The following is a 22,981-nucleotide window of genomic DNA, read 5'->3' as shown; positions in this document are numbered from 1 at the left end:
GCTATCCTATTGTTCATAAATTAAAATTTATTAATTACGCAAATTATTCTTTTCATTTTTTCTATAATCTTATAAATGTCTGCTATTTCTCTATTAACTGCCTCTTTTAAATATAAGCTTTGTCTGTTCAGAGCTTCCTGCAATACCTTTATTTCCTGTTCAACATTTGGATTTTGCTTGTTAAATTTCGCTTTTAAGCTTTGAGCTACTTCATATAAATCTTCATTAGGTTTACTTATCATCCTATATCCCCAAGTATCCTTATTTTCAAAAACTGCTCGGTTCGCAAAATAATTATACGCATTTTTATCGATATCATAAACATACTCATTCATATCTATAGGTTTTATATAGTTATTAACAACATTTTCTAAAGATTCACTTTCATTTTTCAAAGCTTTTATTGCCTTTGATAATAAAGCAATATTCATTTGATAATTTTGATGCGGGAATTCAACATCCAGTCTCCAATTTAATCTTACAAAACTATTCTGAATTATCTTATATAGTCCAAAAAGTTCAATATTTAGACGTTTATATTTACTTTTTTCATATAGCATTTGATTTGTATCTTCCATATTTAACTGTTTTATTTTAGATGAAAGCTCATGTGCATAAATTGACGCTCTTCTTGCTGTACTTAGAAGCAGTCTTCCAGTAATACTTGTATTTATACTTTCTTTGATTTCAACAAAACGCTGATAAAAATCCATTGGTCGAACTGGTGTATTGTCTAGATCAAACAATATTTTGCCATATAATATATGCGTTAACCTGTAAGTTCTTTTGTCAAATCCAAAAGCTTTACTATCCATAGAACTATGATAAATATTAGTATAGTATATGCCTGTATAAAAAGACTCTCTAGGTGTTATACATGGTATTCCAGCTTTTGCATACGCAAACTCTTCACTCATAACAGAATTATTTGTTTCTATTTTATAGTTATAGCCGCTATTTCTTATGATAGGCTTAGCACTCTTTTTAACATACTCCTTTAATTCGCTGGACACTATTATATGATAGTTTCTTTCATGTGGTACAGCAAAGCTGCCATCAATATTGATAAGAGCGAAAGCTTTTTCTGCCCACTCCGGATGAATGTGAGTTATTTGCTCATAGGCACCTACCGACCAATCAAAATCAGAATTTTCTACTCCCCATTCCTCAGCTCCATGTGTGACTATTCTAATAGTTCTGTAAGGTTTATAGCCACTATCAATTATTGCCTTAGCTATTCCTATTATAGTAGAAACACCAGATGCATCGTCAAAATAAGAATGATAATACCCATCATAATGAGCTATTAAATATATTACTTCATCCGTTTTTCCAGGTATCTCTCCCCAAATGTTGTAGGACGTTTTATGGGTATATACATAAGAATGTGCAGTTAATTTAACTGTGATATCTCCGCTGTCAGATTTTTTTATGAGATTCCTCAATATATCGTAATCTCTTTTTGTAATTGCAAGAGCTGGGGCATGAGCTGATCCTCCTATCGATTGTGAAACAAGATTATCTTCATGCAAAACTTCATATTTTGTATAGACAAGAATAGCCTTTGCACCTTTTAAATAGGCTTGATAGGCTGGGTATGAAACCCAAAAATCCTTCCACATTTCAATGCTGATTAATATCAGTTTATCTGTCACATCGCCTAGAGACTTATAGTCATCTATCTTTCCCTTTCCACCATCTACTACTTTAACATCTATACTATCTGCTTCTATGCTACAAGCATACCCCCCCAGTACTATTTTTTTTGAATTTCCATTTTCATCTCTATATATTATATTGGCACCTTTGTATGTCCAACCAGAACGATTAAAACTATCAATTGTTACATTCCGTAAGCCTATATTTCTGAACTGTGTTGCAAGGTACCTAGATGCTCTAGTACTTGCATTTGAACCTGCAGAACGATTTCCAGTGGCTTTATCATCTCCAAAGCTCGATAACATATTTATTATTTTCTCAGAATTCGCTATATCAATGTAATCACAAATTCTATGAAATCTTTCATCCATAAACAACCATTCTCCTTTGCTGTATTTTAAAATATATTTTTAATGTATATTATTCTAGGAGATTCAAGTTGTGTTAAATATAATGCAAAAACATGTCGAGACTATTTGCTGCAGAACAAGATATAGTAGTATTCTGAGATTAATCCGTTCGTTAAGAAATTACTAAGTCAGATTTAAGAAAATTTCCTGAAGCGTAAAAAAGACTTACTCTATTTAGTAAGTCTCCTATTTTCCACATCAGAATATATTAATGAGTATGCTCTATTAATTCTATATTCTCTCCCAATTTCTTAGTAATTGCTTGTTTCATTTCCTCTAAATACGGACAAATATTTCCTTTAGGATTACCTCTCGTAATACAAGAGGATAAAGCAATAGCGTTTGCACCCTTTCTAATCATTTTAGCCGCTCTTGCTGCTGCTTTTTTACCAGGACATCCGCCGCAAGTAGTAACTCCTATCAATTCAATTTCTTCTTCAATATCTTTAAAGGCAGCTTTTTTCTTATACATAGCTTTAAAGCAATTTGTACCTGGGCATTTATCTTCTGTTTTCATACATCTAATAAGACCTATCTTCATATGTTTTCCCCCCATAATTCAAGACTATTCTGTAAAATATAAATAATAGCATATACCATAAAACTCTTTAGACACTAAAAATAGCATTGTATATGCCAGTTGTCAATAACACATATATTTCCAATACTATACTGGTCATTTCTTAACATGCAATGTATAATTCAAATTAACGTATTATTATGAGAGAGCAGGATTCTTCTTCATAAACAAATTAGGATGTGATAATTTGCAGTCTATAATACATTTGATAAATAGTTATGGATATTTAATTTTATTTAGCGCTTTGACACTTGAGTTGATAGCATTTCCTTTACCAGGAGAGCTTATGATGGCCTACTGCGGTTTCCTTGTCTATCAAGCCAAAATGAATTGGATTGTAAGTATCATTGTTGCCTCTTCTGGAACAATTTTAGGAATAACGATTTCGTATTGCATTGGGAGCACATTAGGCCTAAAGTTCTTTAAAAAATATGGATCCTATGTACACCTTAGTATAGATAAACTAAATAAAACTTCATATTGGTTCAACTCATATGGAAAAGGATTATTAATATTAGCATACTTTATTCCCGGAATTAGGCATATTACAGGTTATTTTTCCGGGATAACAAAAATTTCATATAAAAAGTTTGCGATAAATGCGTATGTTGGAGCAGCAATTTGGGCATCTACTTTTATTTCACTAGGTAGGTTTCTCGGATTTGGCTGGAACAAATTCGATGTATATATAAAAAAATATATAATTATTGGCATTATAATAATTGCACTAATTCTATCTATTATTTATATTTATAAAAAGCATAAAAAGAATATTTTTTTATATTAAGCAAAGACTATATTTGTTAAATATAATGAAATGAAAAAGGAGATTTTTATTATGAATAAAGAACATGCAAAAGAAATTGCCTGTTCACCAGTTATGGCAAATGTCACCTATAACGGAACCCCAATTTATATTGAAGATGTAAATGATAATAAAGAAACTGCCTATATACATTCACTTAATGAGCCTGCAAGCAAACAGGAAGTCTCATTAAATTCACTAACCGAACATTAATTTATTTAAATCATATGCTAAATGTTATCCAAACTTAATTCTAGTAGTTGGTAACCATTGTAAACCAAATCACGTTACCAGCTACCTATTTATTGCTCTCAGTATTTTTTATTGAGTTTATAATCATCTCTATAACTGCTGTCGTGATATCATCAAAGGTTACGGCTTCGTCACTATTGGGCAATGATGTATAACTCATTCTCTGAAGCAATCCCATAATTGTCTGAAAAATATAGTATCCAGTTTTTAAAGAGTCCAAATCTCCTCTAAACGATTTATCTTTTATTCCTTTTTTGATAGTTGATTCTAAGAAACTTCTTTTGTCCACCTTTACAAAATTATCATACTTTATTTTTAATTCTTCGTTTAAATTATAATCTTCATATATTTCTATCTTCTGTAAATATCAAAAAAAACGTATAATCTCCGCTCAGCTAAAAAGCCGTCTTTGATTACACGTCATTATTCACAACTTCAATTATATGTTATTCCTTTATCCAGGATATTACATATTGAGCATCAACAGGCACATTCAGTATGTTCGGTGATAATTTTTTAAATTCACCACTTAACTCTTTCTCCATAGCAGCAAGGTGAAAATGGCACATTGCAATTCCCATATCTACTCTTTGTATATCGTACCCCAACACATCGTTGTACCCCTTAGCCTTAAATTCGTAAAAGTGGTAACTTGATCCATCCTTTACAAGTCTCCAGGGCTGTTTGTTTGCTGCCGAAGGTGCTAATCTTAACATTTCAAGTAAATATCTATACTCTCCTGCTTCTAGTTTACTTAATGGCTTTAAAAAATCCTTATTGAAAAATAATTCTTCCCAAGGCTTTCTTTTATCAGATTTGGCTATAAATCTTACTATGTTCTCAGTTAAATGTTTTTTGTCTGCAGCATATCCAACAGGTGAAATTACTGGAAACAAATCTCCTTCTTTAACTTCCATAATCTTACCAAATTCGTCTCTCTTAAAAGTTCCTCCAAGCCAACAGGTCCCTAGTCCCAAGGAAGTCAAATAGAGAATCAATTTTTCAAATTCATATCCAAGTTCTTCTAATGAAAATTCTTCTTTGCTAACCTTTGCACCAATATAATTTCTTGCTCCTTTTATAACTCCATAAGTACCTAATTTAGCTGAGTTAGCAGCTGCCTCAGATTCAATAAGCTTAAATAGTACTTTTACTGGAAACGGTCCTGAAAGTACATTAATGTAAGCATCTATCTTTTCTCTAATTTCTTCAGAGATTTTTGCATCACTATAATTTCTTATAGATGTACGAGTTTTGACTACTTTGTCGAAAGGAATATTAAAAATTCCACTCATTTCTATCACTTGCTTTCTATATTATATAATTTTCAATGCTGTTATATAATAGATTTCTTGAATACTTCTTTAGGAACCTTTTCAAACAGGGGACTTAAAGATTCCCTGTTATGTATCCTTTTTATACTTTCCGCAAACAAGGGTGCAACAGAAATAATCCTAATTTTATTCGAACTAACAATGTTTTGGTTTTCTACAGAATCTGTACTTATCAATAGGTCTATAGGACTATTTTCAAGTCTTTTAAGTCCTTCTTTAGTTAATAATAAGTGTGATAAACATGCTATGATTTTCTTTGCTCCCCTTGCTTTTAGTGCTTCTGCCAGATTTACCAGTGTTCCACCTGAAATCGTAAAATCGTCTACTATCAATGCATTCTTACCCTCAACATCTCCAATTATATCAAGCACCTCAGCCTTCTCATCATGAGCTTTTCTCGTCTTATCACCAATAGCTACGCTGGTACCTAGGTTATGAGCAAATTTTCTAGCTTCTTTAGCAAAGCCTGCATCTGGTGAAACAACTATATAGTTATCAAGTTTTAAATCTTTTATATAGTCGCACAGTATGGGCAATGCAAAGAGATGGTCTACAGGTTTCTTAAAGAATCCTTGTATCTGAGGACTATGCAAATCCATTGTTACAACTCTGTCTGCACCTGCAAGCTCTATACATTCTCTTTGCAAATGCCCCACCCATACTTCCTGCAAATATTTTGATTTCATTGTCTGTTGGCATAGACTTCCTCCTTTAAAACGTTATTTAAAAAAACCAATATATGTTATTTTAATTCTATTCTACCATACTTATGCATGTAAAATATCATGAAAGTAAATATAATAGATATCTATGGCATTAAAAATCAGCAAAATGATTGAAGCAGAAAAAGAAGCTTGAATTCGTTTTCCTCGACTCCTATTAACTTGTTGGAGTAAATAACTCGGTTGAAGTTGTTCATTTATAGGTTTATAATATTAAGGGTTTTATACATACTATCAATTTCTAATAAATCAGCCAAAATTTATTTAAATAATTATGGCCTAAACAAATATGATTTAGTTAATCTTTATTTACTGAAGGGAGACATAAATTTGACTACTAATGACGTAAATAACTTACCTAAAAATAAATTTAATGCTTTTTTAGCAAGTTTTACTTCTGAATCAATTATGCTTGGAATTCTTTTAGCTATAGTTGGAGGACTTTTGGATGCCTATACCTTCATAGGCAAAGGTGGAGTTTTCTCTAACGCTCAAACAGGAAATATAGTATTAGTAGGAGTATATGCTTTTGAGATGAACTGGTCACGAGCAGTACTGCACTTATTGCCTATATTCGCGTTTATAGCTGGAGTAATCACTTCTGAAATCATAAAGAAAAAGCATTCAGCAGTTCTAATATCGAAGTGGGAACATATGGTGCTAGTTTTTGAATTTATTATTCTGTTTATTATAGGATTTCTTCCGAACAGTATTCCTGATAGCATCGTTAATATTTCTATTTCCTTTGCTACTTCGCTTCAATATTGTGCTTTTAAAAAGCTATCTGAATATCCCTATGCTACAACTATGTGTACAGGAAATTTACGTTCAGCTTCGCAGGCTGCATATACAGCATTTACAAAAAAAGATCATGAAGCAGCTATAAAAGCTGTAAGCTATTTCTTAATTATATTTTCTTTTATATCCGGTGCCTTTCTTGGTGGCTTACTAACATTTTCGATTGGTGACCAAGCTGTCTGGGGAGCCGATGTACTACTGTTATTATCTCTTATACTATTGGAATTAAACAAGGGACAACAATAGCAGGTCTATGAATAAGATCTGCTATTGCTGCATTATGCAAAGTAAATACTAAGTTTACCATCCTCATATTTGGCACCCGTTATCTCTTTTGATTGAAGTTTTGAAGGCAATGCCAAACTTCTTCTTTCATTTTTAATAGATATTGCTATTTCATCTCCCTTTTGAGAAAGATTTAAATCTTTTTTATCTACGAAAGGCATATTTATTTTTAAATCATAGCCTTCAGAATTTTTCTCAATCGAAAATATCTTTTCCTGAAATAAAACCTTCTCAATATTTATATCACCATAAAGCTTGTCTCCCGTATCACTCAACATTTCATATTTCCTCAGCTCATCATTTAGCAGTTCAAGTTTAAAAACCGGAATACCATAAAAGCTATTACATATATCTTCTATAGCTTTCTTTTGGAATACCGACCATTTTTCGAAATACCCATTAAGTGATTTTTCAGGTAAAATCCTGTTAATTATTATTGAGTCTACATTATAATCAAATAGATGGAGGTATGAAAAGCTTCTCTTTGCTTCTTTAATGACTATTTTTTCTGTTGTAGTTACTATTCTAATACTCACCACTTCCTTATTTAGTAAAAGCTTGTGAAGCTCATCTATTTTTGAATACAATTTTTCCATATCATCAAACACATCGTCTTTAGGCATAGGTATCTTCATTGTTGTTTGAATTATAGGTCCAGCAATTTTAGCTCCCTTTCGTTTGATTGGAAAGAGCTTTTCCATCCACCATTTAAATAAATCTGAAAATTTAAGCAGTGACATTGTTTCTCCTGTAGGAGCGCAGTCAACTATCAACACGTCATACTCTTTACTGTCATATATATCTTTTATCTTAAGCAACGAAAGCAGCTCTTCAAATCCAGGAAAAACTAACAATTCTTCTGTTTCTATCGTTTTTTCTGTCTTAAACACCATAAGTTTCTCAATATAATTTCTTATATTTCCCCACGCACTTTCGTTTTCTAAAACAGAATCTACTTCCATAGCATAAAGATTATCCGTAATTTTAGCAGGATCATTTGAAAGCTTGATATCAAAGGAATCACCTAAGCTGTGAGCTTGATCTGTGCTCATCACTAACACCTTTTTGCCCTGCTTCGCTATTTTACATGCTGTAGCAGCAGCCACACTGGTTTTTCCCACTCCGCCTTTGCCTGTATATAATATTATTCTCATGACTCTATCCCCTTTCTATTCGGAAAAATCCACTTTTACTTTTTTAACTTCTTTTTTAGCTGTGGTTCCTTGTTCAGCTGTCTCTTCACTCACGATTTCCACAGCTATATCCTTTAAGAGGTTTACAGCATTCTTCTCCCAAAGCTGCGCCCTTTTCTTCATAGATTCTGGAAGCAATTCTTTTATAGCTTTATATTTATATTTTTCTGCCATCAACATATTTTTAACAAAATTATTATTCATAACAAAGCCTTCCTTCTATTCAAAATAGATATTTAATATTCCATCGTTCAGTTTAGCCGATGTTACTAAATATTTTCTCATTACATTAGGTATTGGTATATTTCTCTTGAAATTTCCTAATTTGATTACAATATCTGTGCCAGTCTCGTAAAGATCAAAATCTTTCCTGTTTGTAAAAGGAACATGAACTTCAAGCTTGTAGCCCTTCTCTGTTTTTTCAAATACCTCACTGTTTGTATTTTTAAGAACGTTAAATATTTTTTCATTGCTAAGCGAATCCTTAATAATTCTCTCCAATCCATCAATTCCATTTATATCAGTCTCGTACCATTTTATTTTATAAATTGGAAGCTGAGTAAAAGCGGAAGTTAGCTCTTCTATATACTTCTTCTGAATCTCCTTCCAATGATCAAAGAAATTGTTATCTACATCATCAGATATTATTCGATTTATATAAACACCGTCTACATTAAAATTATATAGATTTAGATACATATAGCTTCTTTTGCTCTCTTCAACAACCATTTTTTCAGGTATAGCGACTAATCTTATACTGCAGACCCTCCTGTCTTTTAGCAGTTTCTGAAGTTGTTCCAATTTTACATATAATTTTTCGATATCGTTCATTGCTTCAGCATCGGGAAGTTCTATTTTAAAAGCTGCTTTTGAAACGGGTCTAAGCACCTTCATAGCTACTTTTCCTATTGGAAAAAGTTTTTCCATGTACCAGGAAAATAACTCTGGGAACTTAAGCAAAGATAGTGTTTCCCCTGTAGGAGCACAATCTACTATAATTAAATCATAAATACTTTTATCATATAGCTCCTGTATCTTAAGAAGAGAAAATAGCTCCTCTACTCCTGGAAATACAACTATATCCTCCATAGTTTCCTGATCCTGCTCATTCTTTATTGGCATCATGCTCTTAATAGCTTTTGAAATGCTACCATAATATCTGTTCATTTCATAATTAGAATCTATCTCAAGTGCATCGAGATTATCTATTACTTCCACTGGTTCCTCTTTTATATCCTTCATAAATATATCACTTAGGTTATGCGCCATATCTGTACTTACTATTAAAGTTTTCATTCCCTTCTCAGCTGCTTTCACAGCATGAGCTGCTGCAGTACTAGTTTTACCTACCCCGCCTTTGCCTGTAAAAATAATAATCCTGCTCATATTAATCCTCCCCTTATTTCTTGTTACGAATAGTTCTTGTATCGAAGTATTTCTTTTAAAAAATAACTTAGTTAGAAAATCTATACTAAGCTATTCTATATTTATTCTTCTGACTCGTTTAATCTCATTTTGATTTTCGCTGTTACTGCTGGATTTCAATACAGTAATCACTTTATTTACAATGTTCATAGCTGTACCTAGCTCTTCTTCTGTCAGTGCAGCATATACTTCTTTAACATAATACTCTATACTCTTCTTTGCCTGATTGATAATCTGTTCACCCTCGTTAGTTAGAACTATATAAACTACTCTCCTATCCTCATTTCCTCTTCTTCTTTCCACCATATGTTTTTTCTCAAGCCTTGTAATAACACCAGTAACAGTATTTAGCGGAGCACTAATATACTGTGCTATATCACTCATATTCACATTTTTATTTCTGTAAATAAATAATAGTGATAGCAGCTCATTTTTAGAGTAATCGAAAAATGTTTCATTCCACTTATTCGGCAGAAATAAAAATTTCAATTGGTCAATATATGAAAAAATTATAGTTTCAAAATCAAATTGTCCATTAGGTATCATAGAAGAGTCTCCTTAAAATAGTTCTTTTACCGAAGTATATTTTAATTCTATTCTAGAAGTATTTTTTTGTCAAGTATATTTTTATATATTTCCAATGTCTTCTTTCTCAATATTTACTATTTCAGCATCTGTATTTTCTTCTACAAAATCCAGGATATTCTCCATAGTGGAATCTGCCTGAGCAGCACTGCTACATACTCCAGCGATTCCAATCACTATGGTCTGATGAATATCCTGCTCTTCTATTTCTGCTACCGAAATATTAAATTTGTTTTTTAACTTCTGAACAATGCTTTTTACCACCATTCTCTTTTCTTTCAGCGAATGTACCCAGGACGCCCTAAGCGTTATTTTTGCAGTTAAGATTCTCATACCTCTCACCTTTTATAAAAATAATTTAGTTTCCACTCTTCTATCAAATTCAGACCAATTTCCTGGCTCTGTCTTATCTTTTAATCTGTCTATCTTGTTCATCATCGCATCAATTGTGTCAGCATAATTCACAATAAAAGCATCTTCCGTATTAGCCTGCCTTGGAGACCCAAACTCTAATTTTCCATGATGCTGAACTATGCAGCCTTTTACTCTGAGAATAAAATCCTCTGAATAAAAATCAGGCTTTTGCCTTATTGCTTCGTCTATCATTTCAGTTCCTATAACTATATGCCCCTCCATCTCTCCTCTAGTAGTATATTTAAACGGTCCATCATAGTACATCTCATAAATCTTTCCTATATCATGAAGCTTAGCCGATAGCACTGCTATTTCAGGTCTTCTGGCGTTGTATCTTTCACATAGCATTACTGTAAGATACATTACATTTAAAGTATGCTCCGCTAGTCCTCCTATATAATTGTGGTGCATGGAAATTCCGCCTATACCTCTTTTAAATCTGTCTACAAACTCCTTATTCTTAAAAAAGTAATCATCTAATGCCTTACCTTCTTCAGACACTACATATTTATCAGTATAATACTGAATTTCCTTCATAATATCTTCGATAGGTCTTTTAACTGTTGGAAGGTAATCTGTAATATGATATTCTGATACGAATTCATATTTTTTCACACTGAGATTTACATCTTTTACGCCTTCAATCTGCAAAACTCTTCCCTCAATAATATTATCATCCTTGCCAGGTATATTAGCCTTTATCTCTCCACTTTTATCTGCCAATATGTATATGATCTTATCAGGATCCCTTACCATCTTTTTCATAACCATTAAGGATATAACTACTTCTTCTCCACTATTTACATCACTCAAAAACAACTTCTTATTTTCCATTTTAATCCTCCAAATTAAATCTATTTTCTAAATGTATTATCCCTAAATACATCATATTTATAATAGTTCATTACAGACTTTTTTTCAAAACCACAGGCTGTATATAAATTTAAAGCATTGCTGTTTTTACACTCAACATCCAGCTGCACATCATGTTTATTTTGCTTTTCAATTAATTTCAAAGCCGCCATCAATGCGGCTTTTCCATAGCCTTTTCTTCTAAACTCAGGAAGTATTCCAAACCCGAATATAAACGCTGAATCCTCATCAAAGTCTATATGAATTTTACCAATAATCTGTCCAGCAAATTCAACCATATATGCAGGTTCAAATTCCACAGTTGTTTCTTCTTCAACTGTTTCATCGCCAAAATATACCGAATTCTGCTTTGCTATTTCTTCCCTATCCGTTTTTTCTGCTTTTCTTAAATGTACAGTATCTATACTTTCTAGTTTAACCTTTTGGTTAAGCTTCATTCTGTACTCGGAAAAATCATATTCTCCTCCCACCGCTTTTATAAACTCAATTCCAGAATTAGACTCACCATCTGATAATAATAATATCTTTTTAAAACTTTTATTTTTGCATTCATTCATTGTTATTTGAAAAAGCTTTTTAAATATGCCTCTCCTTCTGAAATCCGGATGTACCATTCCATTTATTTCGCCTTTAGTCTTATCCCCAAAACTTGAAATTCCCATATATGCCGCTAATTCATCACCAACATAATAGAAGAATTCATTCATATCATCTATTTCTACATCTGAATTTTTGTGTTTGTTCAATTTGTAGTCTAGCTCCAGCTTTAGATTCACATTGTCCGTTGATTTTACAGTTTCACTAAGGGCGGTTACTTGTTTATAATCCTTTTCTGATATATACCTTTTTACTTTAATAGTTTGATTTAATTCTTTTTCACTCATCTTCTATAGTCTCCTTTTAATATATTAAAATATTAATCTCTAAAAATGGGCGAAAAAATTCCGCAAACAGTAACCTCAAAAATTTGGATACTATCTGCGGGCATATTAACAGGAACACCTGTAATGTTACTCGTACACAGTAAAATTATGAAAGGCTAGAATACTGCAAAAATGCGACTTTAACAAAGGGCATTTTAACCCTAACAGTTACATTTTCACCCATATTTAGTTTATGCAGCAATCACCATTAAATTTGCCATAATACCATCATCCTTTCATAAGAACATATTGTATTTTACAATAATTCTTTTCACAAATAGATTATATTGGATATATAATACCTTGTCAATTATTTCCGCTGAATCATTTTATTGTAGACAAATGAAAATATTTTTCAATTACTATTGACAATCCTGGCAGATAGAGGTAATATAAATCTGCAAAATATTAATAAAGTCCTTGTTAGGTGAGGCTCCTATATGGATACACGCTGCTGCCCGGAAACGTCGAGAGATGCCAATGGGTCAACAGGTATTATCGGATTAAGGTTCTACTTAATGCAGCTGAAAACAATGAGTTTTCTATGCTATATAGTGCTAAAACTAAACTAGTGAAGGATTGCTGTATCAATATATTTTTTTGAACATATATTGATGTTATTGCAGTGTGATTTATTAACCCTTCACTTGGTAGTGGAGGGTTTTATTTTTTAAGGAGGTGCAGTCAATGGATGATTATAGCGCGGCGGAAAGTTATCACATACATTTTTATTTAGAAAAAACTAAAAATAATTATAAGGGCATCGATTGCCTGCTCTTTTGATGCCCTTTATAGAAAGGGTGAAGGAAATGACAAGATTAACAAATTTCTTTTTCAGCAAAATCTTAAATAATGAAGTTCACAATATTTCCGGCCAAACCATTGGAAGATTAAGTGATTTGATTCTTGACTTTAATCAAGAAAAGCCTACAGTAATGTATATGCAAATCAGAGATGGAAGAAGAAAATTTTATGCTGCTGCCGAAGCACTTAACATAACAAAAAATGAAAAAGAAAGATATAATATTGAAATTAAAAGTGAGACTTTATTAATTAAATTACCAGACGAAAATGATATTTTTCTTGTAAGAGATTTTTTAGATAAACAAATTGTAGATATTAATGGCAGAAAAGTTGAACGTGTCAACGATGTTAGGCTTGGCTATATAAATAATAATTGGCTGTTGCTTGCAGTTGATATTGGTACAAGAGGTTTGCTAAGACGACTTGGTGTAGAATATACTTTTATTAAGTTATCTGGACTAATTAATTATCAATTAAGAAACAAATTAATCATTTGGGACAATGTTCAGCCCTTATCAACGGGGACTGAAAAATTGAAGCTTCTTTGTCCTGCAAATAGAATTGAAACTCTTCATGCCGCTGATATCGCGGATATAATTGAAGAACTTCATAATAAAAATGCTAACGTGCTATTTAATAGTTTGAACAACCAAAAAGCTGCGGAAGTTTTTGAAGAAATTGAAACTGATGTGAAGGTAAATTTGCTTAAAACAATGTCAGATGAAAAAGCCTCTGATATTCTAGAAATCCTGCCTTCAGATGAAATTGCAGACATTCTTGAGGAAATCGATGAAGACAGAGCAGAAAAGTTGCTGACTAAGATGGATGAGGATAGTCAGGAAGAGATAAGGGAACTTATGGAATATGAAAAAGAAACTGTAGGCAGCCTTATGTCTAAAGATTTTTTGACATTTCTGCCTGATGTAACAGTTGAAGATATTCTTAATTGGTTTCAGAAAAACCATACTGATGAAGAAGAAAGCTATAATCTATATATAACAAATGATAGAGATAATTTGCTTGGTATCGTATCTTTATTTTCCATAGTTACGTCAGACAGAAGCACAAAAATATACAATATCATGACAGCTCAGCCTAAGAGGTTAAAGGATATAGATTTTATTGAAGATGCTATTGAATTAATGCAAAAATATAATCTCATTTCTCTTCCAGTGCTTGATGAAAATAATTGCTTAGTAGGTGTTATCACCTTAAATGACAGCATTCATGAGCTCATGAAATTGAGGAGGATTGCACTATGAGAATGGCATTATCAAATAGATTTAAAAGATTATTTTTTATTATGACGATCATAGGTCCTGGACTAATTACTGTTAACGCGGGCAATGATGCAGGAGGGATTACCACTTATGCATCCGTTGGAGCATCCTATGGCTATAAGATGCTGTGGGGACTTCTTCTTATTACCTTCAGCCTTGCAGTGATACAGGAAATGAATGCTAGAATGGCTATTGTGACTGGTAAAGGACTATCGGATCTTATCAGAGAAAAATTCGGAGTAAAACTCACTTTTCTAGCAATGGCTATCCTCTTGATTGCAAATATGGGCGTGGTTTTGGGCGATTTTGCTGGTATAGCAGAAAGTTTAAAGCTTTTTAATGTGAGTAAATATGTATCTGTACCAGCTGCAGCTATTTTGATCTGGTTTCTTGTTACAAAAGGCTCCTATAAAAAAGTTGAAAATATATTTTTACTATTTACATTTGTATTTTTTACTTATATTATATCTGCGTTTTTAATTAAACCAGATTGGGGAAGCGTACTAAAAACGACTCTAACTCCAACAATTGAGTTAAATACAGGTTTTCTGCTAACTTTCATCGGAATGATTGGCACAACAATCACTCCATATATGCAGTTTTATCTTCAATCTTCCATAGCCGATAAGAAGTTAAGTTTATCTGATTATAAATATGAGAAATTAGATGTTTATTTAGGTGCATTTTGGGGAAATGCAGTATCGTTTTTTATTATTTTATGTACTGCAGCTACACTTTACAAAGCTGGTGTAACGATAACAAGTGCACAACAAGCTGCCATGGCGCTGAAACCATTAGCCGGCGAATCTGCATTTATACTATTTGGGGCGGGTCTTTTAGGTGCTTCAGCTCTTGCAACAGCTGTTATTCCACTTTCGACATCTTATGCTATATGTGAAGCCTTTGGCTGGGAAAGCGGCGTTAACAATAGTTTTAAAGAAGCTCCTGCTTTCTTCGGAATTTATACAGGTATCTTAATATTGGGAGCGCTATTTATCCTTATTCCTGGAGTGTCACTAATAAAGATTATTCTTGTTTCGCAGCAAATAGCAGGAATACTATCACCAATAATTTTAACATTTATGATTGTTCTGATAAATGATAAAAATATCATGGGTAAATATGTGAATAGTAAAATTCAGAATTTAATAAGCTGGTCTACTGTTATATTTATAATTATTCTATCTGTAATCTTATTCATATCACCGCTGTTTTCATAGTTTCCTTAATAAAACAAATGTACCTAAATTCTATATAATTAGAGCTTAGGTACATTTCATTTATTAATTTACATAAAACAAATTACTATTGTGACTTTTTACCTGTAATTTGATCTAATTCTATTTTTATAATAGCTATTTTATTTAGTGCAGCCTGTGGAAACTCAAAATCTGATCTTCCCGAATATTTTTCCATAATAATATTCATCGCATCAATCTTCTCATTAATGTCTTCTACAAAGGAGCTCTTTCCGAATCCAATGACACTATAATATTTCATAGTCCAATTACAGGGTTTTTCTCCCTTAACCAACTGGTCTTTTATGTCTACTTCAAAGCATATATCATTATTGTCCTTTAAAATATCTATTTTTTTGCCTTCCTGAGCAGAATGCAGATATATATAATTATCTCTAAATCCAAAACTCATCGGAACTATATAAGGTTTATTGTCTTTGCATAAAGCGATTCTGCAAACCGATGCTTCCTGCATAATCGATTTTATAATATTTTCATCAGTTATTTCTCTTTCTTTTCTTCTCATAAGGTCACCTCAAAATTTCTATTTACTATTATTATACACAAAATTTTAAGGAGCAGTAAAATTACCTGCTCCTTAAATCATAGATTCTGATATTTAACTTTTGCCAATTTAATAAATTCTTTCACGGCCTGTGAAATATACCTGTTCTTCTGATAGCCAATGGCTAACGTTCCATGAGTCTCATTATATTCAAGATGGTAAATGTTGGTCCCAACTAGTGTACTTTTATCGAATATAAGATTTTTATTGTTCATTAACGTCCTTGGATAAAAGGTTATCCCCATACCTTTAACGGAAAGAGCTAGTACCGTTTCAATATTCTCCGTTTCAAGAATTATATTAGGCTTTATATTCTTCTCATTGAACATCTCATCTGCGATTATTCTTACTCTGTTTCTTGCATTAACCATCAGAAAAGGACATTCTTTTAGTAAAGTAATATCAACATTTTTCTCAAGATTTGCTTTTATTTCCTTATAATTGTTTGAGAAATATTTAATCAATATATTGTCAGGTACGATCATAAGTACTTCCTCATTACATAGCGGAACTGTTTCTACCCCATCAACATTAAACGGCAGCATACCAACAATTAAATCAACATCTCCATTATATAAAGCAATATCTAGCTCTTTAGAGTTTCCCTCCAGCAAATGAAGAGAAATATTAGGAAACTTTTCTTTATAATCAGGAAGGATTTCAGGCAAAAATGCTCGTCCTCTTGTGTGAGACACTCCAATATACAAATCTCCTCGTTTAAAATCTTTTATATCATTTAGTTCTTTAATAGACTGTTCCTTAAGATCTAATATCTTATGCACATTCTTTGCTAAACTTTTTCCTGAAGGAGTGAGCGTTAGCGGAACAGTTCTATTGAACAGCTGAACATCCAGATCTTTTTCAAGCTTTGCAATATGACAGCTCAAAGACTGTTGAGAAATAAATAGTCTTTTTGCTGCCTTTGTAAAATTTAATTCTTCTGCTACAACTAAAAAATACCTTAGATTTAGAAAATTAATCATAACTCAACACTACTTTACTAATAATATATATAATTTGCGAACCAAGAAAGTGAATTAAATCAAGATAATATTAAGTAGTTAGTGTATGCTTTAAATAGGTAAGAGAAAAGAGTAAAGAGTAGAGAGAAAAGTGAAGGAAGAAATTCTGCTGGGCAGAATTTCTGAGAATTTAAATCTGATTATCTGCGATAACTTTTTAAAAAATAAGACTATACCTAGTATTACAAAAAGATTATCTAAATAATTAAGAGTCTCTATACAATCAAAATTCAACATGGCTGAATTTTAACCTTCACTTTTCTCTTTTCTCTTTACTCTTAACTCTCATACCTATTTAATGCACTTTCCCTAGACTATTCCGTCTAGAGCATTTGGTTCGTAATTTTCTTAACTTATAAACTTTGATATACTTCTTTTAAATGCCTTGTAAGCTTCATATTCTCATTATAGTCTACTTTGCAGTCTATGACTACAGGCACTTTTTGCTTAAAGGCTTCTTCAAGTGTTGGAATTAAATCTTCAGCTTTTTCAATACGATATCCTTTTCCATAAAAGCTTTCAGCCATCATAACAAAATCAGGATCAGTAAAATCTACAAAACAGCTTTTCCCGTATTGATCCTCCTGCTTCCATTTTATTAATCCATAGTGGCTATCGTTAAATATAAGCACTACTATAGGTGTGCCGATACGCAGTGCAGTTTCCAATTCTTGATTGTTCATCATAAATCCGCCATCACCAACAATAGCCAATACTTTCTTCTCAGGATTAATAAGTTTTGCAGCTATCGCACCTGGAACACCTATGCCCATGGTAGCAAATCCGTTAGATATAATACATGTATTTGGCTCATAACAGTTGTAATGCCTTGCAATCCACATTTTATGAGCACCCACATCTGATATCACAATATCATGAGGTCCCATAACCTTTCTTACATCCTGGAGTATTCTTTGCGGCTTCATTGGAAAGGCATTGTCATTTGCATAACTTTCATGCTCATCGATCATTTTAGCTTTAAGCTCCAATGCTTTTATGGGTTCCACTTTTCTAGTAGTTCTTCTCATTATATTATATAGTGAATCTGAAATGTCTCCTACAACCTCAACCACAGGCTGGTATAATTTATTTATATGCGCCGGTCTAGCATCTATATGCACAATCTGAACATCTCTGTTAATATTCCACTTCGCAGGCGCGTATTCGACTATGTCATAGCCAACTGTAATAACTAAATCTGCAGCTTCTATAATTTTATTTACGTAATCCTTCTGAGGAATACCGATTGTCCACATTGAATATTTGTTATCAAAAGGTATAATGCCTTTTGACATCATCGTATTTATTACTGGTATCTTAAGCTGAGTTGCAAACTCTGTTACAGCTTTAGAGGCCTTGGCTCTTATGGCACCGATCCCTGCCAGAATAACAGGGTTTTTAGCTTTAAATACTTCGCTGGCGGCATCTTCAATACTAGATAAATCAGCATGTTCCTTTGGAGGTACCTTTTTCTGTAAAGGTTTTTCTCCAACACTAACAGGCATTTTTGAAATATTAACAGGTAAATCTATATGACATGCTCCTGGTTTTTCACTTTCAGCATATTTAAAAGCTATTCTAACAATTTCACTTACAGTATCGGGACGTACCACTTGTTTGCTTCTTTTAGTTATAGGTTCAAACATTTTACATAGGTCTAAAAATTGATGAGATGTTATATGCATTCTTTCTGTACCTACTTGTCCAGTAATAGCCACAACCGGCGAACCATCACTGTCTGCATCGGCTACACCTGTCACAAGATTTGTAGCTCCAGGTCCTAATGTTGACAAACAAACCCCAGCATTTCCTGTCAGTCTTCCGTAAACATCGGCCATAAATGCAGCACCCTGTTCATGACGTGTGGTGACAAACTTGATGTTTGAATTAGATATAGCACTCATTACTTCGAGATTTTCTTCTCCTGGAATTCCAAATATATATTTTACTCCTTCAGCTTCCAGACACTTAATAAGCATCTGTGCTGTATTTAATTGCTTTTCTTCTGCAGTTCCATTCTCCATAGTAATCCCTCTAATCATCATGTTTTATAATGCCCTAAATATAATACTGCTTTGGATTACATTTATCTAACACTTTTTTAAATAAAAAGTTACAATCAAAAGGTTGTAACTAAAAAAAGATTACATCTTTACCAGTAAATTTTTTTAATTTAATACCACATCTTTTATTATAGCTGGTACCTCTCTTAAACCTCCGTAGATTTCACGCTGCCAATATTTCTTCACGAAAACTCCTGAATAAGTTGCACTCAACTTATTTTTCCTGCAAAGTATTTCAGCCCTTCTTAAGTGAAACAAATTAGATACTACAATTGCATTTTTAAAATTATACTTGTTCATTAGTTTATTAGAAAATGCAATATTTTCACTGGTATTGGATGACCTATTCTCCAATAAAATCTTATTTTGCTCCACTCCATTATCGACTAGAATTTTCTTCATGCATTCTGCTTCTGAAATATCCTCTCCTGGTCCCTTACCACCTGAAACAATGATATATTTTACCCTTCCATCTTTATAAATCTCTGCCGCCTTCAATGTTCTTGCTTTTAAAAATGGCGTTGGAATACGGCCATGAATACTGCATCCTAAAACTATTGCCGCATCTGCCTTCTTTGTATTGTTTACTGGAATGAGCCATATGTATGCTTCAAATATCAATATCGTAAAGAACCCTATAAGAAAAATTATACTCAATACTTTTATTTTCTTTTTTATTTTCATAATTGCCTCCTATATGTCATATTTGTTTATCCTGCTATACAAAATTATATACGTTTTGTATTACAATATTGATGCTTTTTCAAAGGCTTATGCAGTCCAACATTATGCTAATACATGGCTAACAAAATTTAAATTCCAACTATATCGACAGTAGATGCTACAGATGTTTTTCAAAAAATTAAGGGAAGTCATTGCTTCCCTTAATTTCAATATTAATATTGAGTTTTCTTTCTACTCTACGGGTGCCATAAGTATTCTTCCTGTTCCACGGTACACATTTACAAACCCCTCGCCTGAAACAGCAGATCCAATCAAACTCTTGCTGGATTTCTCAACTCTGAAATCTAAAGAATCAGACCATGCTATTGCATAGTTTCCATCAATTCTAACTTCATCATTTTCAAGCACGAATTCAATTAATTCATCTCTTGGAACTGGGCTTTCTAATACTGCAAGTCCTGAACCTCTTAGGCATAAATTAAATAGTCCTTCTTTTCCTAAAGCTGCTGAAGAAAAATTTGTTCTAGCAACTACCTTTTGCTGAACCTTTGAATCACATGCAAGAAAGAGTCCATCATCCAGCACTATTCCTCCCCAGTCTGAAACTTCTTCAATAAGAATGTGTTTGTAGGTTGGTTCAAGCATTAATAGTCCATTGCCTTGATACTTAGGCTTAATTGCAGATTCCTTTGTAACTTTTGAAGATATAGCTTTGCCTAAAAAGTCGCCTATTCCCTTTACATCTGCAGCCATGCTAACATTCCCTGAAGTCCACTGCATCGCTCCAGCACTAATTGTATATGAGTTACCTTTTAACTCAATTAATACTTGTCTCTTTCTAACATTCATCTGTGACGCGAAATATGAAGCAACAGCATTCGATGCATCAACACTGAGATCTTTCTTATATTCAAGAATTTTCACATCACCTTTTGCCTCCACGATTTCTACATTTTTATTTTCGTAAAGATTTTTACATGTTACCATTTTTATACATACCTCCTATTACATAACTGGCTTACATTACCAGTATACATTATTAATTAAACAATTTTAGCAAATAGATTACTAGTTGTCTATAATTTTATTAAATATTATGTATTTATATTTTTTATTTGGACATATTAATATTGTAAAGCAGACAATAGTTTTGACATAGCATATAGTAGTATAGAGTTAATCGATGATAATTTGGTAGGTTCTAGGGATAGGCTTATATATTATCAGAGACAGGACTTTATACGAAGTGCTGTGAAATAGCTATATTCAGCCGTGAAGCTTTATATAACTCAATAGATTGTTATATGCTTTACACATTTATTAAAACTTTTTTAAGCTTTAATATTAAGAGAGGTAATGCATTTACAATAATAAATTGCATTACCTTTCTTCTTTATATCAGTTATAGTTTTCTGCTGAATAAGATTTTATAAATTTAACTTCTCAAGCTCCATTATCGCATTATAGATCATTTCTTTTGTTATCTTATATGGTACATGTTTAATATCCTCTGTTATGAGCGCTTTATCTAACACCTTATCAAGCTCTTTTTCCTCTACTTCAATATCAGTTAAACATGTAGGCAACCCTAGGCTTTTATTAAATCTATAAACTCTGTCTCTTTCTTCAAATTGCTTATCACAGGTAAGCAAAACTAGGACGCCGTAAGAAACCACTTCGCCATGAAGATGGTTCTTTTCTATCTTCTCAAGCATTGTACATCCATAGTATACTGAATGTGCTAGACAGCTATTATAATCATTAATTACAAAAACCGAAACAAGTCCTGTAGTGATAATTATATTAAGAATAACCTGCTCTAACTCATACGATACTGTATTATTTTTAACATCCTCATAAGCCTTTTGACCATACTTTAAAAGCGGCTCTACACAATTACGGCTTATATCCACGCCCAAAAGATTTGTATGGTCAAGTTCATTACCTCTTGAAGAAAACGTGCATTCATATTCTTTTGAAAGCGCATCACCTATACCAGCCCAAATGAAATCACTTGGAGCTTCAGCAATTATCTTCGTATTGATAAAACAGTGAGTAGCAGGCTTTTTAGGAAAATATAACTCTTTAAATACATGGTTAGCATCATAAATTACTGTAGTAGCAGTTATTGCAGCACAATTTGAAGCTATCGTCGGAAATACGAATATTGGTTGTCCAGTTTGATCGCACATCGTTTTACTCGTATCAACACTTCTTCCTCCACCTACAGCAAATATCATATCAGCATTTGCTACTACCGGATTCTTTTTTAGCATTTCTACATTCTCATATGAAGAATCTCCACCAAACCAAACAAAATCAACTATTTCAATGTTTGAACCCTTGACTCCCTGTAAAAGTGCATCTTTAGCTTTACTCATCGCCGTTTTGCCGCCAATTACTACTGCCTTCTTTCCATAAGGTTCACATACCTTAGGAATCTCCTTGTATACATCGTCTCCTATACTATAACTTGGTAAGAATACACTATAATTACTCATTCTTTTGCCCCCTGATTATTCATTTGATTTTCTATAAAAAATGGTTGCACCCTATGTCGGCTAGTTCCGCTCGTTAAGCAATTTCACCGCATCTTTTAGTCAAATTTCCTAATGGCTCATAACTCGGCTGCGCCTCAAACAATTCGCCATCTTAACGTAAATTTGCCTAAAAGACACGGATAATTGCTAAACTCACTCCAAATGCCTCCGTCGGATGTAACCATTTTTAATGCCCTAACTCTTAATATTAACAAGATGCTTTTATTATACTGCTTCTGTTGCCTTCTTATCTTAATTCTCTAATTTCAAAATATATTACTGTTTCTTGTTAACTTCTTCGTAAACACGTTGTATCGTTTTTTCATTTAATAACCACTTTTTCTCTTATTTAGTGGTGTATCTTAATTTTGATTAAAAGTTATCCACAATTGGAAAAAATCATAAATTCCTACGAAAATTAAATAATAGCACTCTTTCTATTTTAGGCAACACTAAGCTAGACTGGCCTATTTAGGCTAGTCCCAAGCTTTGTATTTTATTTCATATTCTTAGACAGGGGCTTTTTC

General features: G+C 32.6%; 23 protein-coding genes and 1 riboswitch. Of the genes, 5 read left to right on the top strand and 18 right to left on the bottom strand.

Annotation, left to right across the window (positions count from 1 at the left end; all coding sequences use genetic code 11):
* Nucleotides 1-20 precede the first annotated feature (20 nt).
* The gene (locus CLORY_RS15810; protein ID WP_079426219.1) at nucleotides 21-2,030 is read right to left on the bottom strand and encodes a M28 family peptidase; all 2,010 of its coding nucleotides are present in this window, start codon (nucleotides 2,028-2,030) and stop codon (nucleotides 21-23) included.
* Nucleotides 2,031-2,277: 247 nt separating this feature from the next.
* Complete coding sequence (locus CLORY_RS15805; protein WP_079426216.1) at nucleotides 2,278-2,610, bottom strand: CGGC domain-containing protein; 333 nt, start codon at nucleotides 2,608-2,610, stop codon at nucleotides 2,278-2,280.
* A 244-nt stretch (nucleotides 2,611-2,854) separates the two neighbouring features.
* Between CLORY_RS15805 and CLORY_RS15800 the strand changes: the two genes are divergently transcribed.
* Nucleotides 2,855-3,436 (top strand): DedA family protein, encoded by a 582-nt coding sequence (locus CLORY_RS15800; RefSeq protein WP_242954434.1) that lies wholly within the window; start codon nucleotides 2,855-2,857, stop codon nucleotides 3,434-3,436.
* 51 nt (nucleotides 3,437-3,487) lie between these two features.
* Entirely contained in the window at nucleotides 3,488-3,667 is a 180-nt protein-coding gene (locus CLORY_RS15795; RefSeq protein WP_079426213.1) for an H-type small acid-soluble spore protein, read from the top strand.
* An 85-nt stretch (nucleotides 3,668-3,752) separates the two neighbouring features.
* Here CLORY_RS15795 and CLORY_RS23345 read toward each other — a convergent pair whose 3' ends face one another.
* From CLORY_RS23345 to CLORY_RS15780, 3 genes are all read right to left on the bottom strand, one after another.
* A complete protein-coding gene (locus tag CLORY_RS23345; protein ID WP_169911649.1) occupies nucleotides 3,753-3,926 on the bottom strand; it encodes a hypothetical protein in 174 nt (57 codons plus the stop codon).
* A gap of 226 nt (nucleotides 3,927-4,152) precedes the next feature.
* Nucleotides 4,153-5,001 (bottom strand): nitroreductase family protein, encoded by an 849-nt coding sequence (locus CLORY_RS15785; RefSeq protein ID WP_079426207.1) that lies wholly within the window; start codon nucleotides 4,999-5,001, stop codon nucleotides 4,153-4,155.
* A gap of 41 nt (nucleotides 5,002-5,042) precedes the next feature.
* Complete coding sequence (locus CLORY_RS15780; RefSeq protein WP_242954433.1) at nucleotides 5,043-5,687, bottom strand: ribose-phosphate diphosphokinase; 645 nt, start codon at nucleotides 5,685-5,687, stop codon at nucleotides 5,043-5,045.
* Between the two features lie 405 nt (nucleotides 5,688-6,092).
* Between CLORY_RS15780 and CLORY_RS15775 the strand changes: the two genes are divergently transcribed.
* Nucleotides 6,093-6,806 (top strand): YoaK family protein, encoded by a 714-nt coding sequence (locus tag CLORY_RS15775; RefSeq protein WP_079426201.1) that lies wholly within the window; start codon nucleotides 6,093-6,095, stop codon nucleotides 6,804-6,806.
* A gap of 32 nt (nucleotides 6,807-6,838) precedes the next feature.
* Here CLORY_RS15775 and CLORY_RS15770 read toward each other — a convergent pair whose 3' ends face one another.
* From CLORY_RS15770 to CLORY_RS15740, 7 genes are all read right to left on the bottom strand, one after another.
* Nucleotides 6,839-7,999, bottom strand: coding sequence for an ArsA family ATPase (locus CLORY_RS15770; RefSeq protein ID WP_079426198.1), 1,161 nt, complete (start codon nucleotides 7,997-7,999; stop codon nucleotides 6,839-6,841).
* Between the two features lie 15 nt (nucleotides 8,000-8,014).
* Nucleotides 8,015-8,242 (bottom strand): hypothetical protein, encoded by a 228-nt coding sequence (locus tag CLORY_RS15765; protein ID WP_079426195.1) that lies wholly within the window; start codon nucleotides 8,240-8,242, stop codon nucleotides 8,015-8,017.
* Nucleotides 8,243-8,257: 15 nt separating this feature from the next.
* Entirely contained in the window at nucleotides 8,258-9,424 is a 1,167-nt protein-coding gene (locus tag CLORY_RS15760; RefSeq protein WP_079426192.1) for an ArsA family ATPase, read from the bottom strand.
* Nucleotides 9,425-9,514: 90 nt separating this feature from the next.
* Nucleotides 9,515-10,009: a MarR family transcriptional regulator gene (locus CLORY_RS15755; RefSeq protein WP_079426189.1), complete on the bottom strand. Its 495-nt coding sequence runs from the start codon at nucleotides 10,007-10,009 to the stop codon at nucleotides 9,515-9,517.
* A gap of 81 nt (nucleotides 10,010-10,090) precedes the next feature.
* Nucleotides 10,091-10,381, bottom strand: coding sequence for a DUF503 domain-containing protein (locus CLORY_RS15750; protein WP_079426186.1), 291 nt, complete (start codon nucleotides 10,379-10,381; stop codon nucleotides 10,091-10,093).
* 12 nt (nucleotides 10,382-10,393) lie between these two features.
* Nucleotides 10,394-11,296 carry a 3'-5' exoribonuclease YhaM family protein gene (locus CLORY_RS15745; protein WP_079426184.1) on the bottom strand — a complete coding sequence of 301 codons (903 nt, stop codon included), beginning with the start codon at nucleotides 11,294-11,296 and terminating at the stop codon, nucleotides 10,394-10,396.
* Nucleotides 11,297-11,316: 20 nt separating this feature from the next.
* Complete coding sequence (locus tag CLORY_RS15740; RefSeq protein ID WP_079426181.1) at nucleotides 11,317-12,219, bottom strand: GNAT family N-acetyltransferase; 903 nt, start codon at nucleotides 12,217-12,219, stop codon at nucleotides 11,317-11,319.
* Nucleotides 12,220-12,670: 451 nt separating this feature from the next.
* Nucleotides 12,671-12,842: riboswitch (M-box (ykoK) riboswitch) on the top strand.
* Nucleotides 12,843-13,067: 225 nt separating this feature from the next.
* Here CLORY_RS15740 and CLORY_RS15735 point away from each other — a divergent pair.
* Entirely contained in the window at nucleotides 13,068-14,324 is a 1,257-nt protein-coding gene (locus CLORY_RS15735) for a magnesium transporter MgtE N-terminal domain-containing protein (protein WP_079426178.1), read from the top strand.
* A complete protein-coding gene (locus CLORY_RS15730) occupies nucleotides 14,321-15,562 on the top strand; it encodes an Nramp family divalent metal transporter (RefSeq protein WP_079426175.1) in 1,242 nt (413 codons plus the stop codon). Before CLORY_RS15735 ends, CLORY_RS15730 begins: the two co-directional genes overlap by 4 nt.
* Before the next feature lie 85 nt (nucleotides 15,563-15,647).
* On the opposite strand, the gene CLORY_RS15725 is transcribed toward CLORY_RS15730, so the two are convergent.
* The 6 genes from CLORY_RS15725 to CLORY_RS15700 all read right to left on the bottom strand — a co-directional run bounded on the left by CLORY_RS15725 (nucleotide 15,648) and on the right by CLORY_RS15700 (nucleotide 22,415).
* Nucleotides 15,648-16,106 (bottom strand): pyridoxamine 5'-phosphate oxidase family protein, encoded by a 459-nt coding sequence (locus tag CLORY_RS15725; RefSeq protein ID WP_079426172.1) that lies wholly within the window; start codon nucleotides 16,104-16,106, stop codon nucleotides 15,648-15,650.
* A gap of 77 nt (nucleotides 16,107-16,183) precedes the next feature.
* Nucleotides 16,184-17,128 carry a LysR family transcriptional regulator gene (locus tag CLORY_RS15720; protein WP_079426169.1) on the bottom strand — a complete coding sequence of 315 codons (945 nt, stop codon included), beginning with the start codon at nucleotides 17,126-17,128 and terminating at the stop codon, nucleotides 16,184-16,186.
* Nucleotides 17,129-17,520: 392 nt separating this feature from the next.
* A complete protein-coding gene (locus CLORY_RS15715; protein ID WP_079426165.1) occupies nucleotides 17,521-19,191 on the bottom strand; it encodes an acetolactate synthase large subunit in 1,671 nt (556 codons plus the stop codon).
* Between the two features lie 144 nt (nucleotides 19,192-19,335).
* Nucleotides 19,336-19,914 carry a YdcF family protein gene (locus tag CLORY_RS15710; protein WP_079426161.1) on the bottom strand — a complete coding sequence of 193 codons (579 nt, stop codon included), beginning with the start codon at nucleotides 19,912-19,914 and terminating at the stop codon, nucleotides 19,336-19,338.
* Nucleotides 19,915-20,145: 231 nt separating this feature from the next.
* A complete protein-coding gene (locus tag CLORY_RS15705; RefSeq protein WP_079426158.1) occupies nucleotides 20,146-20,901 on the bottom strand; it encodes an AIM24 family protein in 756 nt (251 codons plus the stop codon).
* A 440-nt stretch (nucleotides 20,902-21,341) separates the two neighbouring features.
* Nucleotides 21,342-22,415 carry an iron-containing alcohol dehydrogenase family protein gene (locus CLORY_RS15700; protein WP_079426156.1) on the bottom strand — a complete coding sequence of 358 codons (1,074 nt, stop codon included), beginning with the start codon at nucleotides 22,413-22,415 and terminating at the stop codon, nucleotides 21,342-21,344.
* Nucleotides 22,416-22,981 lie beyond the last annotated feature (566 nt).

This window comes from Clostridium oryzae, assembly GCF_002029235.1.
In the GTDB taxonomy this organism is placed as follows: Bacteria; Bacillota; Clostridia; order Clostridiales; family Clostridiaceae; genus Clostridium_AE; species Clostridium_AE oryzae.
The sequence above is the reverse complement of the archived record's forward strand: the minus strand, read 5'-3'. Positions and strand labels throughout refer to the sequence as shown.

What these genes read in the sequence shown, in the direction of transcription:
- CLORY_RS15810 (WP_079426219.1), bottom strand. Translation starts at nt 2,030, where the DNA reads ATGGATGAAAGATTTCATAGAATTTGTGATTACATTGATATAGCGAAT.
- CLORY_RS15805 (WP_079426216.1), bottom strand. Translation starts at nt 2,610, where the DNA reads ATGAAGATAGGTCTTATTAGATGTATGAAAACAGAAGATAAATGCCCA.
- CLORY_RS15795 (WP_079426213.1), top strand. Translation starts at nt 3,488, where the DNA reads ATGAATAAAGAACATGCAAAAGAAATTGCCTGTTCACCAGTTATGGCA.
- CLORY_RS15785 (WP_079426207.1), bottom strand. Translation starts at nt 5,001, where the DNA reads ATGAGTGGAATTTTTAATATTCCTTTCGACAAAGTAGTCAAAACTCGT.
- CLORY_RS15770 (WP_079426198.1), bottom strand. Translation starts at nt 7,999, where the DNA reads ATGAGAATAATATTATATACAGGCAAAGGCGGAGTGGGAAAAACCAGT.
- CLORY_RS15765 (WP_079426195.1), bottom strand. Translation starts at nt 8,242, where the DNA reads ATGAATAATAATTTTGTTAAAAATATGTTGATGGCAGAAAAATATAAA.
- CLORY_RS15760 (WP_079426192.1), bottom strand. Translation starts at nt 9,424, where the DNA reads ATGAGCAGGATTATTATTTTTACAGGCAAAGGCGGGGTAGGTAAAACT.
- CLORY_RS15755 (WP_079426189.1), bottom strand. Translation starts at nt 10,009, where the DNA reads ATGATACCTAATGGACAATTTGATTTTGAAACTATAATTTTTTCATAT.
- CLORY_RS15750 (WP_079426186.1), bottom strand. Translation starts at nt 10,381, where the DNA reads ATGAGAATCTTAACTGCAAAAATAACGCTTAGGGCGTCCTGGGTACAT.
- CLORY_RS15745 (WP_079426184.1), bottom strand. Translation starts at nt 11,296, where the DNA reads ATGGAAAATAAGAAGTTGTTTTTGAGTGATGTAAATAGTGGAGAAGAA.
- CLORY_RS15740 (WP_079426181.1), bottom strand. Translation starts at nt 12,219, where the DNA reads ATGAGTGAAAAAGAATTAAATCAAACTATTAAAGTAAAAAGGTATATA.
- CLORY_RS15735 (WP_079426178.1), top strand. Translation starts at nt 13,068, where the DNA reads ATGACAAGATTAACAAATTTCTTTTTCAGCAAAATCTTAAATAATGAA.
- CLORY_RS15730 (WP_079426175.1), top strand. Translation starts at nt 14,321, where the DNA reads ATGAGAATGGCATTATCAAATAGATTTAAAAGATTATTTTTTATTATG.
- CLORY_RS15725 (WP_079426172.1), bottom strand. Translation starts at nt 16,106, where the DNA reads ATGAGAAGAAAAGAAAGAGAAATAACTGATGAAAATATTATAAAATCG.
- CLORY_RS15720 (WP_079426169.1), bottom strand. Translation starts at nt 17,128, where the DNA reads ATGATTAATTTTCTAAATCTAAGGTATTTTTTAGTTGTAGCAGAAGAA.
- CLORY_RS15715 (WP_079426165.1), bottom strand. Translation starts at nt 19,191, where the DNA reads ATGGAGAATGGAACTGCAGAAGAAAAGCAATTAAATACAGCACAGATG.
- CLORY_RS15710 (WP_079426161.1), bottom strand. Translation starts at nt 19,914, where the DNA reads ATGAAAATAAAAAAGAAAATAAAAGTATTGAGTATAATTTTTCTTATA.
- CLORY_RS15705 (WP_079426158.1), bottom strand. Translation starts at nt 20,901, where the DNA reads ATGGTAACATGTAAAAATCTTTACGAAAATAAAAATGTAGAAATCGTG.
- CLORY_RS15700 (WP_079426156.1), bottom strand. Translation starts at nt 22,415, where the DNA reads ATGAGTAATTATAGTGTATTCTTACCAAGTTATAGTATAGGAGACGAT.